Here is a 13956-nt window from a genome sequence, read left to right on the forward strand (position 1 = left end):
GCCGTCATCCCCTACCCTGGCCCCATGACCTCGTCGGCGTGCACCCTGCTGGTGGTCGGCGCCGGACCGGCCGGCCGGGCCCTCGCGCATCGCGCGCTGGTGCACGGGATGTCGGTCACCGTCGTCGACCCGGCACCGGATGCTGCGTGGCGGTCGACCTTCGGGATGTTCGACGACGACCTGCCCGGGTGGCTGCCCCGCGACGTGATCGCTTGCGACGCAACCAGTTTCACCGTCTTCACCCCGGAGCGCCGGGAAGTCGGGCGCCGCTACTGCGTGCTCGACGCACCCTCCCTGCAGCGCGCGCTCACGCTCGACGGCGCCCGCCTCGAGGCGTCGCGGGCGAGGGAGATCACCGCGCACACGGTCCGGCTGGACGACGGCCGGCTCCTGTCCGCCGACCACGTGATCGACGCCCGCGGCGGCGGGGCCACCGACCCGCGGATCCCCCGGCAGACCGCCTACGGGGCGGTGGTCTCCGGCGACGGGACCGAGATGGTGCTGATGGACTGGCGGCAGACCGGTGCGGCGGCGCCCACGTTCAGCTATCGCGTCGGCCTCGGCGGCGGGCGGCGGCTGATCGAGGAGACCTGCCTGGCCGGAGCTCCCCCGGTCCCGCTGGACGTGCTCGCCGCCCGGAACGCACGACGCGCCGGCAGCGCAGAACCCGGCGGCGCAGAACCCGAACTGGTCGACTTCCCGCTCCACCCCGGGCCGGCGCCGTGGCGGCCACCGGACGGTGTGCCGCGCTACGGCGCCGCCGGCGGGCTGATGCACCCGGCGACCGGGTACAGCATCGCCGCCTCGCTGGGCGCGGCGGACGGCCTCGCGGCGGCGCTGGCACGCGGCGGCGATCCGGTGCGCGCGCTGTGGCCCCGGCGCGCCCGCTGGACCTACCGTCTCCGGCTGGTCGGCCTGGCGGTGCTGCTCGGGTTCGACGGCCGCGAACTGACCGCGTTCTTCGACGCCTTCTTCGGGCTGCCGGTGCACCGCCAGCGCGCCTACCTCGGCGGTCGTGACGACCTGCGGGGCACGCTTGCCACGATGCGGGCGGTCTTCCGGGCGCTCCCCGGACAGCAGAAAGCGCGCCTGGTGAGACTCGCCGGGCGCGCCGTCTGGGCTGGACGCTCTCGCTAGTCGTTGCCCTGCGCCTGGGATTCGGCGATCGCCTTCTCCACGTCGAGGGCCTCGACCTGCTCCACCAGCGACTCGAGTGCCTGCGGCGGGAGGGCGCCGGCCTCGTTGAACACCAGGTGGCCCTTCTTGAAGACCATCAGCGTCGGGATGGAGCGGATGCTCGCCGCCGAGGCGAGCTGCTGCTCGGCTTCGGTGTCGACCTTGCCGAACACCAGGTTCGGGTACTTCTCCGAGGCGGCCTCGAAGGTGGGCGCGAATTGGCGGCACGGGCCGCACCACGACGCCCAGAAATCGACCAGGACGATCTCGCTGTCCAGAATGGTCTGCTCGAAGTTCTCGCCGGTCAGTTCAATAGTGCTCATGTGTTCCTCAACATCGGTGACACCGGGATATTCCCGAGGCTACCGGGACGGCCCGCCGCCCGGGGCACTACCGCCACCGGGAGGGGCGGATCCCTGGGTATCGGCCGGCAGGACCGGCCTCGGCTGATCGAGCACCGTCGGCTGTTCCCCGAAGCCGGCGGTGGCGCCGCCGGGCCGCGGCTGGTTCAGCACGGTCGGCGCCTCCCGCGGTGGGGGCGGGACGGGCGCCGCGCGGGCCGGCATCGGTGGCCGGGGCGGTGCCGGGCGCGGCGGTGCCTGCTGGGGGCCGGGACGTCCTCCCGGGCGGGGTGGCGCGGCGAAACCCGGTCCGCGGGGCGGTCCGGCGACCGGTGAACCGGCGTACGGCCGTGGTCCGGGCGGCCCGCCGACCGGTCCGAACGGCGCAGGACCGGGCGGCGGACCCGCGGGCGTCCGGCGCCGGCGCCGGCGTAGCAGCACCGTGACCGCCGCGATCACCACGACGACCACCGCCACCGCGATACCCACACCGATCCAAAGCCACCGGCCGGGGAACGACGACGACGGTGCCGCATCGACGGCGGCGAGCGTGACGCCGTTCTGGGTGAGGAAGGACCGCAGGGCGATGTTGTCGGTGATGAAGTTGAAGGTGGCCTTGTCGTCGGTCAGCGCCGCGTACGCCGAGTTGGTGCCGATCACCCGGGACTGCGCGTCGACCGTCGGGCCGCCCGACATGCCCTTGCCGAGCGTCGCCGAGATCTCGGTCCGGTACAGCCCGCTGTCCGCGGTCTGCCGCGACGACACCTTGCCGAACTGGAACGACGGCTGCGCCAGCTTGTCGGAGTCGTTGGTCAGCTGCACCGCGCCGGGGAAGCCGGCCGACACCACGTCCTGCCCGGGTTCCGGGGCGCGGTCGGAGATCGCCAGCGCGGGAAGCTTCTTCGGCGGCGCGGCGATACGCACCACCGCGTTGTCCCCCTGCTCGAAGCTCTGGAACGCGACCACCGACACCGGAACCCAGTCGGCGAAGACCTGCCCGGCACCGTCCGCCTGCCGAAGCTTGACCGTGACCGCGGCGCCGTCGTCGCCGGACTCGCCCGCGACCGGCCACTTGTCGTGAATCGCCACCTGCGCGTTCTGCTGGATCCAGCTGTCCGATGCATTCTGGCTCTGGCCGGTCATCCGCACCGCCTCGGCGCGGAAATCGTCGAGCAGGGTCGGTTCCTTGCCGTTGACGCAGTGCCCGGCGGTCGCCACGTACCCGGCCGGGTCGACAATGTAGCCGGTGCAGCTGGCCTGCACGGTCAGCGGCGGGGTCCACTGCGGGCCCGACCGCAACGGCACCTGAACCCGCGCGGTGTACTCGCTCTGCAGGTAGACCAGGGACGACCGGATCGCGGCCGAGATCTCCGAATCGTTCGGCTCGGCGGCGGCGGGCGCCGCACAGAGCAGCGCGAGGAGAAACGCCGAGGTCAAGGACGCGGCGCGCAGGAGGAGCCTCACCCGGGTGAAACTATCACAGCCCTCAGACGGTGAAACCGAGTGCGCGCAGCTGCTCGCGGCCGTCGTCGGTGATCTTGTCCGGACCCCACGGCGGCAGCCAGACCCAGTTGATCTCCACGTCGGTGCACAGGCCGCTGGTGACCAGCGCGCCGCGCGTCTGATCCTCGATCACATCGGTCAGCGGGCAGGCCGGCGAGGTCAGCGTCATGTCGACCTTCACCGACGCGTCGTCGTTGATGCTCAGGTCGTAGACCAGGCCCAGGTCGACGACGTTGATGCCCAGCTCGGGGTCGACGACGTCGCGCATGGCCTCTTCGACGTCGTCGTAGGTGGGCAGCGAGGTCTGCGGTTCGTTCACTTCGGTCATGTCAGATTCCGCTCTTTCAGGTGGGCTTGGGCGAGGGCGTCCTTGAAGGCGAGCCAGCCGAGCAGCGCGCACTTGACGCGTGCCGGGTACTTGCTGACCCCGGCGAAGGCGATGCCGTCGCCGATCACGTCCTCGTCACCGGCGTCGGCGCCGCGGGACGTCAGCATGGCGTTGTACGAGTCGACGGCCGCCAGCGCGTCGTCGATCGACAGGCCGACGATCTGGTCGAACAGCACCGACGTGGACGCCTGCGAGATGGAACAGCCCTGGCCGTCGTACGACACGTCGGCCACCACGCCGTCGTCGAGGTGCACGCGCAGCGTCACCTCGTCGCCGCAGGTCGGGTTCACATGATGCACCTGGGCGTCATACGGGTCGCGCAGACCGCGCCCGTGCGGGTGCTTGTAATGGTCCAGGATCACGTCCTGGTACATCTGCTCCATACGCATCAGGAAAAGAACTCCTGCGCCGTGACGATCGCACCGGCCAGCGCGTCGACCTCGGCGGTCGTGTTGTAGAGGGCGAACGAGGCGCGGGCACTGGCCGCGACGCCCATCCGGCGGTGCAGCGGCCACGCGCAGTGGTGGCCGACGCGGATGGCCACCCCCTCGTCATCGAGGACCTGCCCGAGGTCGTGGGCGTGGATGCCGTCGACGACGAACGAGACGGCGCCGCCACGGTTCTCGGCGGTGGCCGGGCCGACCAGGCGCAGCCCGTCGATCGCGGTGAGCCGCTCGAGCGCGTGCGCGGTCAGCTCGTGCTCGTGCGCGGCGACCGCGTCCATCCCGATGTTCTCCAGGTAGTCGACGGCCGCGGCCAGCCCGACCACCTGCGAGGTCATCGGCACCCCGGCCTCGAAGCGCTGCGGCGGTGCCGCGTAGGTGGAGACCTCCATGGTGACGGTCTCGATCATCGAGCCGCCGGTCAGGAACGGCGGCAGCTGCCCCAGCAGCTCGGCGCGCCCGTACAGCACACCGACGCCGGACGGTCCGAGCATCTTGTGCCCGGAGAAGGCGGCGAAGTCGACGCCCAGGGCCGCGAAATCCACCGGCAGGTGCGGCACCGACTGGCAGGCGTCGAGCACGGTGAGCGCACCCACCTCGCGGGCCCGCCGGACCAGCTCGGGCACGTCGGCCACGGCACCGGTGACATTCGACTGGTGGGTGAACGCGACCACCTTGACGGTGTCGTCCAGGGTCAGCGAGTCGAGATCGATGCGACCGTCGTCGGTCACCCCGTACCAGCGCAGGGTGGCACCGGTGCGGCGGCACAGTTCCTGCCACGGCACCAGGTTCGCGTGGTGCTCCAGTTCGGTGATGACGACGGTGTCGCCCTCCCCCAGCGGGGTGCCGCCGAACAGGCCGGCCGCCCGGTCGTCGCCCAGGGTGTAGGCGACCAGATTCAGCGCCTCGGTCGCGTTCTTGGTGAACACGATCTCGTCGACCGCGCCGCCCACGAAACCGGCGATCCGGGCGCGGGCGTGCTCATAGGCGTCCGTCGCCTCCTCGGCCAGCTGATGGGCGCCGCGGTGCACGGCGGCGTTCCGGGTCAGCAAGAAGTCGCGCTCGGCGTCGAGCACCTGCAGCGGGCGCTGCGAGGTGGCCCCGGAATCGAGGTAGACCAGCGGCTTGTCGTCGCGGACGGTGCGGGCCAGGATCGGGAAATCCGCGCGCACCGCCGCGACGTCGAAGGTCGGGACCGTCGTAGTCACGCCGATCAGCTCGCGGCGGCCGCCGCCGAGGTGAACCGCACGTAGCCGTTCTCCTCCAGCTCGTCGGCCAGTTCGGGGCCACCGGACTCCACCACGCGGCCGTCGACGAAGACGTGCACGAAGTCGGGCTTGATGTAGCGCAGGATGCGGGTGTAGTGCGTGATCAGCAGCACGCCGCCGTGCACGCGCTCCTTGTAGCGGTTGACGCCCTCGGACACCACGCGCAGGGCGTCCACGTCCAGACCCGAATCGGTCTCGTCGAGGACCGCGAACTTCGGCTTGAGCAGGGCCAGCTGCAGGATCTCCAGGCGCTTCTTCTCGCCGCCGGAGAAACCCTCGTTGACGCCGCGCTCGGCGAACGACGGATCGACCTCGAGCTCGGCCATCGCCTCCTTGGTCTCCTTGACCCAGTGGCGCAGCTTCGGGGCCTCCCCGCGGACCGCGGTGGCGGCGCTGCGCAGGAAGTTCGACGTCGAGACGCCGGGCACCTCGACGGGGTACTGCATGGCCAGGAACACACCGGCACGGGCGCGCTCGTCGACGCTCATCGCCAGCACGTCCTCGCCGTCCAGGGTGATCGAGCCCTGGGTGACGACGTACTTGGGGTGACCGGCGATCGCGTACGCCAGCGTCGACTTGCCGGAGCCGTTCGGGCCCATGATGGCGTGCGTCTGATCGGAGTCGATCGACAGGTTCACGCCCTTGAGGATGTGGATCGGCTCGGCATCGGGATCGGTGGAGGCGACGTCGACGTGCAGGTCGCGGATTTCCAGGGTGCTCACGAATTCTCTTTCTCGAGGTCTCGACGGTGCTCGACCGTCGGAAGGGATGATCAGGCGCCGGCGGATTCGAGTTCGGCTTCGACGGCGGCGGCCAGACGCTCGCGGAGTTCCGGGACGGCGATCTTCGCGAGGATCTCGCCGAAGAAGCCGCGGACCACCAGGCGGCGCGCCTGCTCTTCCGGGATGCCGCGCGACTGCAGGTAGAACAGCTGCTCGTCGTCGAACCGGCCGGTGGCGCTGGCGTGACCGGCGCCGACGATGTCGCCGGTCTCGATCTCCAGGTTCGGCACCGAGTCGGCGCGCGCGTTGTCGGTCAGGACCAGATTGCGGTTGAGCTCGTAGGTGTCGGTGCCCTCGGCGCTCGGCCGGATCAGCACGTCGCCGATCCAGACGGTGTGCGCTTCGCCGCGCTTGTCGCCGGACGGATCGCCCTGCAGGGCGCCCTTGTAGACCACCTGCGACCGGCAGTGCGGTGCGGAATGGTCCACCAGCAGCCGCTGCTCGAGGTGCTGACCGGCGTCGGCGAAGTACAGGCCCCACAGTTCGGCGTCGCCGCCGGGCGCGCGGTACTGGACGCGCGGGGAGAGCCGGACGGTCTTGCCGCCCAGGCTCACCGCGACGTGCCGGAGCACCGCGTCGCGGCCCATGCCGATGTGGTGGGCGGCGACGTGCACGGCATCGTCGTCCCAGTCGTGCACGTTCACCACGGTCAGGTGCGCGGAGTCGTCGACCACGAACTCGATGTTCTCGCCGATCACCCCGCCGCCGCGCTGATCGATCACCACGGTCGCCTTGCTGAAGGCCTCGGCGTGGATCTGGATGTGCGAATAGGCGACCTGGCCCTCGCCCGGACCGGTGACGGTCACGACGACCGGTTCGGCGACCTGCGCCTCACGTTCGACGGTCACCACGGTGGCCTCGGTGAACGACGAGAACGCCTGCGCCGCCACCCGGTCGAAGGGCACACCGCCGGTGCCGAGCCGCTGGTCGGTGCGGTCGACGGTCTCCAGCCGGACGCCGGCGCCGAGGCCTTCGGCGGTGACCGTGGTCGACGCGGTGGCGACCGCGGTGCCGTCGTGCAGCCCGTGCAGGCGGCGGAACGGGGTGAACCGCCACGCCTCCTCGCGCTGGCTCGGGACCTCGAAGGCCTCGACGTCGAACGAGCTGAACAGCTCGCCCTTGTTGACGACGGGGGACGTCGTATCGGTGGACCTGTCCGTGGGGGCCGCCATCAGCCGACCGCTCCTTCCATCTGCAGCTCGATGAGCCGGTTGAGTTCCAGGGCGTACTCCATCGGCAGCTCCTTGGCGATCGGCTCCACGAAGCCGCGGACCACCATGGCCATGGCCTCGTCCTCGGTGAGGCCGCGGCTCATCAGGTAGAAGAGCTGGTCGTCGCTGACCTTGGAGACGGTGGCCTCGTGGCCCATGGTGACGTCGTCCTCGCGGATGTCGACGTACGGGTAGGTGTCGCTGCGGCTGATCTGGTCCACCAGCAGCGCATCGCACTTGACCGTCGACCGGCTGCCGTGGGCGCCCGGGTTGATCTTGATCAGGCCGCGGTACGACGACCGCCCGCCGCCGCGCGCCACCGACTTTGAGACGATGTTGCTCGACGTGTACGGCGCCAGGTGCACCATCTTGGAGCCGGTGTCCTGGTGCTGGCCCTCGCCGGCGAACGCCACCGACAGGACCTCGCCCTTGGCGTGCTCGCCGGTGAGCCAGACCGCCGGGTACTTCATGGTGACCTTGGAGCCGATGTTGCCGTCGACCCACTCCATGGTGGCGCCGGCCTCGGCCTTGGCACGCTTGGTGACCAAGTTGTAGACGTTGTTCGACCAGTTCTGGATGGTCGTGTAGCGGCAGCGGCCGCCCTTCTTGACGATGATCTCGACGACGGCCGAGTGCAGCGAGTCCGACTTGTAGATCGGCGCGGTGCAGCCCTCGACGTAGTGCACGTAGGCGCCCTCGTCGACGATGATCAGGGTCCGCTCGAACTGGCCCATGTTCTCGGTGTTGATCCGGAAGTAGGCCTGCAGCGGGATCTCCACGTGCACGCCCGGCGGGACGTAGACGAACGAGCCGCCCGACCAGACCGCCGAGTTGAGCGAGGAGAACTTGTTGTCGCCGGCCGGGATCACGCTGCCGAAGTACTCCTGGAAGATCTCCGGGTGCTCACGCAGGCCCGAGTCGGTGTCCAGGAAGATGACGCCCTTCTCCTCCAGGTCCTCGCGGATCTGGTGGTAGACCACCTCGGACTCGTACTGGGCGGCGACACCGGCGACCAGGCGCTGCTTCTCCGCCTCCGGGATGCCGAGCCGGTCGTAGGTGTTCTTGATGTCCTCCGGCAGGTCCTCCCAGGACTGGGCCTGCTTCTCGGTGGACCGCACGAAGTACTTGATGTTGTCGAAGTCGATGCCGTCCAGGTCGGCGCCCCAGCGGGGCATCGGCTGGCGGTCGAAGATGCGCAGCGCCTTGAGGCGCTGTTCCAGCATCCATTCGGGCTCGTTCTTCTTCGCCGAGATGTCGCGGACGACGGCCTCGGACAGGCCGCGCTGTGCCGAGGCACCGGCGACATCGCTGTCGGACCAGCCGTAGCCGTACCGGTCGAAGGACGCGATCGTCTCTTCCTGGGACAGCGGTGCCGGTGGCGCGGTGGTCGCGGCGGGATCGGTGACCGTCATCGTGAGGCCTTTCCGTCGGGGTGTGCGGGACTGTGGGGCTGGACTGGCAGGGGCCGGACGTGCGGGAGCGTATCCGGCGGGGGATGCAGTGGAACGTGGGTGGTGCAGACGCAGTCGCCGTTGGCGATGGTGGCGAGCCGCTGGACGTGCGTGCCGAGAAGATCGGTGAAGCGCTGCGTCTCGGCCTCGCAGAGTTCGGGGAACTCGGCGGCGACGTGCGCCACCGGGCAGTGATGCTGGCAGATCTGTACGCCGGTGCCGGCCTCGCGGACGTTCGCCGAATAGCCTGCGCTGGTCAGCGCGTCGGCGATCTCGGTGACGGCGCGGATCACGTCGCCGTCGCCGGTCGCCGGGGTGACCGGCGCGACGATCCCGTCGATCCGGTCGCGGGAGAACGCATCGACCGCGTCCTGTCCGCCGATCTCGCGGAGCTTGCGCAACGCCGCACCGGCGAGGTCGTCGTAGGCGTGCCGCAGTTTGCCGCGCCCGGCCGGGCTGAGCTGGAACCATTTGGCGGGCCGGCCGCGGCCGCCCTTCCCGAAACCGGGAGCGGCGGTCTCCACGTCGCCCGCGGACGCCAGATTGTCGAGGTGACGGCGCACCCCGGCCGGACTGATGCCGAGGCGTTCGGCGATGTCGCTCGCGGTGAGCGGACCCTCGTCGACCAGCAGAGACACGACGGCGGCGCGGGTCTGGCCATCGGCACCAGATCCTTCCGCGGGCTGCTCGGCGAGCAGCGGCCTTCCGTCGTCCACGCTTTTCACAACATTATTGTGACGTAATTATTCCGGGCGTTCCAGCAAGGGTGACCTAAGCGCGGGCGACGTCGCCGCACCGGCCCGGACGCGGCCATGCCCTAGAGTCTCACCCGTGCGGCAAGTTCCCGGAGTGCGCCCGGCACTCGACTACCTCGGCCTGTCCCGGCCGTCGCGGAACACCGACAGCGATGCGACCGGCGACTACGGCGTCACCCTGGCCCGGCTGCACGGTGACGAGCACGAGGTCGGCCCGCTCAACGCGCTGGAGAACAAGCGGCTGCGCCGCATCCGGCTGTTCGGCACCACCGGGACGGTGCTCATCCTGATCGGCTCGCTCGGCACCGGTATGATGCCGGTTCTGCAGAACCCGATCGTCGGGATGCGGGTGCTGTCGCTGCCGTCGCGGATGTTCTCCACGGCGCTGACCCTCACCATCGGCGGCACCATGATCCTGGTCGCGGCCTGGATCCTGCTCGGGCGCTACGCGATCGGCCGCTACGGCGTGGAGGTCGCGGAGAACCGCAGCCCGGTGCGCCGGATGTCACGGCGGCAGGCCGACCGGACGCTGGTGATGTGGATCGCGCCGCTTCTCGTCGCACCACCGCTGATCAGCAAGGACGTCTATTCGTATCTCGCGCAGAGCGCGATCGCCTATCGGGGGATGGACCCCTACCGGTACAGCCCGATGCGCGGCCTCGGCGTGGACCACCCGCTCACCGTGTCGGTGCCGAACCTCTGGAAGGACACGCCGGCGCCCTACGGCCCGTTGTTCCTGTGGCTCGGCGAACAGATCACCCGGGTCACCGGCTACGACATCACGGCGGGCATCGCGCTGCACCGGCTGCTCGCGCTGTGCGGGCTGGCGATGATCGTCTGGGCGCTGCCGCGCCTGGCCCATCGCTGCGGCGTGTCGTCGGTGGCGGCGCTCTGGCTCGGCGCCATGAATCCGCTCACCATCATCCACCTGGTCGGCGGCATCCATAACGAGTCGTTGATGATCGGCATGATGCTGGTCGGCGTCGAATGGAGCTTCCGCGCGATCTACGGGATCCGGCGGCTCTGGGTGCCGGGCGGCTACCGGCCGTCGCCGGCCGGTTGGCTGCTGCTGGCCGGTATCGCGATGATCTCGGCGTCGGCGATGATCAAGGTCGCCTCGATGCTGGCCCTCGGCTTCGTCGGCGTCGCCCTCGCCCGCCGCTGGGGCGCCACCCTGCCCGCCCTGCGCAACGCCCCGCGGAGTCAGTGGTGGGACCGGTCGCGCGAGTCGATCCGGGCGCTGCTGGCCGCCGGGCTGGTCACCGCGACGGTGATGGTCGTGGTGGTGGTCGCGATCTGCCTGGGCACCGGCCTCGGCTTCGGCTGGACGCGGACGCTCTCCACCGGCGGCATCGTCCGCTCGTGGATGTCGATGCCGACGCTGCTGGGCGTGGTGTCCGGCCGGCTCGGCCTGTGGCTGGGTCTCGGCGAGCAGACCGAGGCCATCCTGGAGATCGCCCGCCCGATCGGCGAGCTGATCGCCGCGCTCTTCGTGGTCCGGTGGCTGCTGGCGTGCCTGTCCGGCCGCATCCATCCGCTCGGTGGACTCGGCATCTCGATGGCGACCGTGGTGGTGCTGTTCCCCTTCGTGCAGGCCTGGTACCTGCTGTGGGCCGTCATCCCGCTCGCCGCGTGGGCCACCACGCGCTGGTTCCGGATCACCACCGTTGTGATCTCGGCGATAATCGCCATCGTCGTGATGCCCGCCGCCTCCGGAACACCGCCGCTGACGGTGCTGCAATCGCTGGCGACCGGCGTCGCCGTCATGCTCGTGACCAGTGTGTTCTTCTTCATCGACCACCCGCTCCGGCGGTGGATGCGGGCCCGGCGCCGCCGCTGACCCGCCTGCCGGGCGACCGCGCCCGGGGCCTAGGCTGTTGGTCGTGCCCTCCGATCCCGCTTCCATTCCGGCCGTTCAGGTCACCGGACTGGTCAAGCGATTCGGCGACGTCACCGCGGTCGACGGCCTGGATCTGGAGCTGGCCCGCGGCGAGATCCTCGCCCTCCTCGGCCCCAACGGCGCAGGCAAGACCACCAGCGTGGAGATCTGCGAGGGTTTCGCGGCGCCCGACGCCGGTGAGGTCCGCGTCCTCGGTCTCGACCCGATCGCCGACAACGACGCCCTGCGCGCCCGCATCGGCGTGATGCTGCAGGGAGGCGGCGCCTATCCCGGCGCGAAGGCCGCCGAGATGCTGTCGCTGTGCGCCGCCTACAGCGCCGACCCGCTCGACCCCGAGTGGCTGCTGACCACCCTCGGCCTCGCCGACTGCGCGCGCACGCCCTACCGCCGGCTCTCCGGCGGGCAACAGCAACGACTCGCTCTCGCGTGCGCGCTGGTCGGCCGCCCCGAACTGGTCTTCCTCGACGAGCCGACCGCCGGCCTGGACGCGCACGCCCGCATCCTGGTGTGGGAGCTGGTGTCCCGGCTGCGCGACGACGGCGTCGCCGTCCTGCTCACCACCCATCTGCTCGACGAAGCCGAGGAACTGGCCGACCGGATCGTCATCATCGATCGCGGGCGGGTCGTCGCCGCGGGCACCCCGGCCGATCTGACCGGCGCGCACGCGCAGGACCGGCTCCGGCTGGTGACCGCCGTCCCCGTCGCCCCCGCCGATCTGGAGGCGGTGCTCGGCGCGGACTACCGCTGCGGCGCGGCGCCCGGCGCGAACGCCGTCACGGTGACCGGCCCGGTGACCCCGGACCTCGTCGCGCGGGTGGCCGCCTGGTGCGCCGAGCACGACATCCTCGCCACCGAGCTCACCGCGGCCACCGACAGCCTCGAAGAGGTCTTCCTCAGCCTGACCGGACGCGAGGTGCGCGCATGAGTAACCGCTTCGCCCCCGGCACCTTCGCCCCGGCCCCGCGCCCGGCCCCGCTGCCGGCGATGCTGGCGGCCCAGACCCGCATGGAACTGCTGCTGCTGATCCGCAACGGCGAGCAGCTTCTCCTCACCCTGTTCATCCCGGTCACCCTGCTGATCGGCTTGAGCCTGCTCCCGCTCACCACCGATGCGGGCGACACCACCGCCGCGCGGGTCACCACCTTCGTCCCGGCGATCATGGCGGTCGCCATCATGTCGACCGCGTTCACCGGTCAGGCCATCGCCGTCGGCTTCGACCGGCGCTACGGCGCCCTCAAGCGCCTCGGGGCCACCCCGATCCCGCGCTGGGGCATCATCGCGGGCAAGTCGTTCGCGGTGGTCATCGTCGTCGCCGGCCAGGCGGTGATCATCGGGCTGATCGCCCTCGCGCTCGGCTGGCGGCCGTCGGCCGCGGGCCTGGCGATCGGCATCCTGGTGATCGCGCTCGGCACCCTCGCGTTCGCCGCGCTCGGCCTGCTGCTCGGCGGCACCCTCAAGGCCGAGGTGGTCCTGGCGCTGGGCAACCTGATCTGGTTCGTCCTGCTCGCCTTCGCCGGCCTCGTCGTGTACGACGACAAGGTGCCCGGCGCGGTCAAGATCCTCGCGCGCTGCACCCCCTCCGGAGCGCTCACCGAAGCGCTGACCCGGGCCACCGCGCACTCCTCGTTCGACGTCGCCGGGATCGTCGTGCTTCTCCTCTGGGCCGCCGTCGGTGGCGCGCTCGCTATCAGGTGGTTCAAGTTCGAATGAGTAACTGGTTCGGTTTCCGGACTCCGTCACTGCGTTTCCTCTTCGCGTGGGCGGTCGCCGACCTTGCGGCCAACATCCTGCTGGTGGTGACCGGCGGTGCCGTCCGCGTCACCGGATCGGGCCTCGGCTGCCCCACGTGGCCGCAGTGCGGCGACGGCAAGTACACGCCGCCGGTGAGCTATCACGGTCTCATCGAGTTCGGCAACCGGATGCTGACGTGGGTGCTGGTCGTGGTCGCGATCGGTGCCTGGCTGGCCGCGATGCGCTATCGGCCGAAGGACCGGGTGGCCCGGAAGCTCGCGACCTGGGTGGCCCTCGGCATCCCGCTGCAGGCGGTGATCGGCGGCATCACGGTCCTCACCAAGCTGAATCCGTGGGTCGTCGCGCTGCACTTCGTGCTGACCATGGCGATCATCTCGCTGGCGACCTGGCTGGTCTACCGGACCCGCCCCGCCGGGGCGGCAGCCTCCGTCGACGAGGTGGCCCTCCCCCGCGATTCGGTGATCGCCCGGCTCGGCCTGCTCCTCGCGTGGGTCGTCTACCTGCTGACCTGGATCACCGTGTACCTCGGGACGGTGGTCACCGGCTCCGGTCCGCATTCCGGTGACGAGCACTCACACCGCAACGGGCTTCAGCCCACGCAGGCCACCCAGTTGCACGTGGATGCCGTCTGGACGCTCGTCGGCGCCACCATCGGCCTGCTGGCCCTGGCGTTCCTCGCCCACCTCGCCTGGCGCCGCGCGTCGCTCTGGTTCGCCGCGATCCTGATCCTGCAGGGCGTGATCGGCTACGTGCAGTACCTGACGCACCTGCCGATGCTGCTGGTGATCCTGCACATGTTCGGCTCCGCCCTCCTGATGGCAGGCGCCACCTTCCTGCTGCTCTCGGCGGTCGAGGCCGGTCGTACCCGCGATCTGTCCTGACGATCCGCGACATGGCGGGCGAGCGGACTCCACATGATGGTCGAGCGGAGTCGAGACCACTCACCCGGTCGAGAGGTGTTGGTCTCGACTCCGCTCGACCAGCTT

At 70.6% G+C, this 13956-nt stretch carries 14 protein-coding genes; 5 read left to right on the forward strand and 9 right to left on the reverse strand.

The window, feature by feature from the left end; translation table 11 throughout:
- Positions 1-24 precede the first annotated feature (24 nt).
- Positions 25-1137, forward strand: coding sequence for a lycopene cyclase family protein (locus MYK68_RS10155; RefSeq protein ID WP_247867860.1), 1113 nt, complete (start codon positions 25-27; stop codon positions 1135-1137).
- Here MYK68_RS10155 and trxA read toward each other — a convergent pair.
- From trxA to MYK68_RS10200, 9 genes are read right to left on the reverse strand one after another with little or no spacing between them, the layout of a single operon-like run.
- Positions 1134-1499 carry a thioredoxin gene (trxA, locus tag MYK68_RS10160; RefSeq protein WP_247867861.1) on the reverse strand — a complete coding sequence of 122 codons (366 nt, stop codon included), beginning with the start codon at positions 1497-1499 and terminating at the stop codon, positions 1134-1136. The genes MYK68_RS10155 and trxA overlap by 4 nt on opposite strands.
- Positions 1500-1538: 39 nt before the next feature.
- The gene (locus MYK68_RS10165; protein ID WP_247867862.1) at positions 1539-2981 is read right to left on the reverse strand and encodes a S1 family peptidase; all 1443 of its coding nucleotides are present in this window, start codon (positions 2979-2981) and stop codon (positions 1539-1541) included.
- Positions 2982-3003: 22 nt separating this feature from the next.
- Complete coding sequence (locus MYK68_RS10170; RefSeq protein WP_247867863.1) at positions 3004-3348, reverse strand: metal-sulfur cluster assembly factor; 345 nt, start codon at positions 3346-3348, stop codon at positions 3004-3006.
- Complete coding sequence (sufU, locus tag MYK68_RS10175; RefSeq protein ID WP_247867864.1) at positions 3345-3797, reverse strand: Fe-S cluster assembly sulfur transfer protein SufU; 453 nt, start codon at positions 3795-3797, stop codon at positions 3345-3347. The genes MYK68_RS10170 and sufU overlap by 4 nt, the downstream gene beginning before the upstream one ends.
- Positions 3797-5059, reverse strand: a complete 1263-nt coding sequence (locus MYK68_RS10180; protein ID WP_247867865.1) for a cysteine desulfurase — start codon at positions 5057-5059, stop codon at positions 3797-3799. Before MYK68_RS10180 ends, sufU begins: the two co-directional genes overlap by 1 nt.
- A 5-nt stretch (positions 5060-5064) precedes the next feature.
- On the reverse strand, positions 5065-5841 hold the full coding sequence (gene sufC / locus MYK68_RS10185; RefSeq protein ID WP_247867866.1) for a Fe-S cluster assembly ATPase SufC: 777 nt from the start codon (positions 5839-5841) through the stop codon (positions 5065-5067).
- Between the two features lie 50 nt (positions 5842-5891).
- Positions 5892-7073, reverse strand: coding sequence for a Fe-S cluster assembly protein SufD (sufD, locus tag MYK68_RS10190; RefSeq protein WP_247867867.1), 1182 nt, complete (start codon positions 7071-7073; stop codon positions 5892-5894).
- Positions 7073-8524, reverse strand: coding sequence for a Fe-S cluster assembly protein SufB (gene sufB / locus MYK68_RS10195; RefSeq protein ID WP_247867868.1), 1452 nt, complete (start codon positions 8522-8524; stop codon positions 7073-7075). Before sufB ends, sufD begins: the two co-directional genes overlap by 1 nt.
- Positions 8521-9279 carry a helix-turn-helix transcriptional regulator gene (locus MYK68_RS10200; protein ID WP_247868004.1) on the reverse strand — a complete coding sequence of 253 codons (759 nt, stop codon included), beginning with the start codon at positions 9277-9279 and terminating at the stop codon, positions 8521-8523. The genes sufB and MYK68_RS10200 overlap by 4 nt, the downstream gene beginning before the upstream one ends.
- Before the next feature lie 115 nt (positions 9280-9394).
- Here MYK68_RS10200 and mptB point away from each other — a divergent pair, with 115 nt between their 5' ends.
- From mptB to MYK68_RS10220, 4 genes are read left to right on the forward strand one after another with little or no spacing between them, the layout of a single operon-like run.
- Positions 9395-11158 (forward strand): polyprenol phosphomannose-dependent alpha 1,6 mannosyltransferase MptB, encoded by a 1764-nt coding sequence (gene mptB / locus MYK68_RS10205; RefSeq protein ID WP_247867869.1) that lies wholly within the window; start codon positions 9395-9397, stop codon positions 11156-11158.
- 34 nt (positions 11159-11192) lie between these two features.
- Positions 11193-12143 carry an ABC transporter ATP-binding protein gene (locus MYK68_RS10210; RefSeq protein WP_371308109.1) on the forward strand — a complete coding sequence of 317 codons (951 nt, stop codon included), beginning with the start codon at positions 11193-11195 and terminating at the stop codon, positions 12141-12143.
- Positions 12140-12928, forward strand: a complete 789-nt coding sequence (locus MYK68_RS10215) for an ABC transporter permease (protein WP_247867871.1) — start codon at positions 12140-12142, stop codon at positions 12926-12928. The genes MYK68_RS10210 and MYK68_RS10215 overlap by 4 nt, the downstream gene beginning before the upstream one ends.
- Positions 12925-13851 carry a COX15/CtaA family protein gene (locus MYK68_RS10220; RefSeq protein ID WP_247867872.1) on the forward strand — a complete coding sequence of 309 codons (927 nt, stop codon included), beginning with the start codon at positions 12925-12927 and terminating at the stop codon, positions 13849-13851. The genes MYK68_RS10215 and MYK68_RS10220 overlap by 4 nt, the downstream gene beginning before the upstream one ends.
- Positions 13852-13956 lie beyond the last annotated feature (105 nt).

The sequence above is a fragment of the Gordonia sp. PP30 genome (genome assembly GCF_023100845.1).
Classification (GTDB): domain Bacteria; phylum Actinomycetota; class Actinomycetes; order Mycobacteriales; family Mycobacteriaceae; genus Gordonia.

What these genes read in the sequence shown, in the direction of transcription:
- MYK68_RS10155 (WP_247867860.1), top strand. Translation starts at nt 25, where the DNA reads ATGACCTCGTCGGCGTGCACCCTGCTGGTGGTCGGCGCCGGACCGGCC.
- sufB (WP_247867868.1), bottom strand. Translation starts at nt 8,524, where the DNA reads ATGACGGTCACCGATCCCGCCGCGACCACCGCGCCACCGGCACCGCTG.
- MYK68_RS10220 (WP_247867872.1), top strand. Translation starts at nt 12,925, where the DNA reads ATGAGTAACTGGTTCGGTTTCCGGACTCCGTCACTGCGTTTCCTCTTC.
- sufD (WP_247867867.1), bottom strand. Translation starts at nt 7,073, where the DNA reads ATGGCGGCCCCCACGGACAGGTCCACCGATACGACGTCCCCCGTCGTC.
- MYK68_RS10215 (WP_247867871.1), top strand. Translation starts at nt 12,140, where the DNA reads ATGAGTAACCGCTTCGCCCCCGGCACCTTCGCCCCGGCCCCGCGCCCG.
- trxA (WP_247867861.1), bottom strand. Translation starts at nt 1,499, where the DNA reads ATGAGCACTATTGAACTGACCGGCGAGAACTTCGAGCAGACCATTCTG.
- MYK68_RS10170 (WP_247867863.1), bottom strand. Translation starts at nt 3,348, where the DNA reads ATGACCGAAGTGAACGAACCGCAGACCTCGCTGCCCACCTACGACGAC.
- sufU (WP_247867864.1), bottom strand. Translation starts at nt 3,797, where the DNA reads ATGCGTATGGAGCAGATGTACCAGGACGTGATCCTGGACCATTACAAG.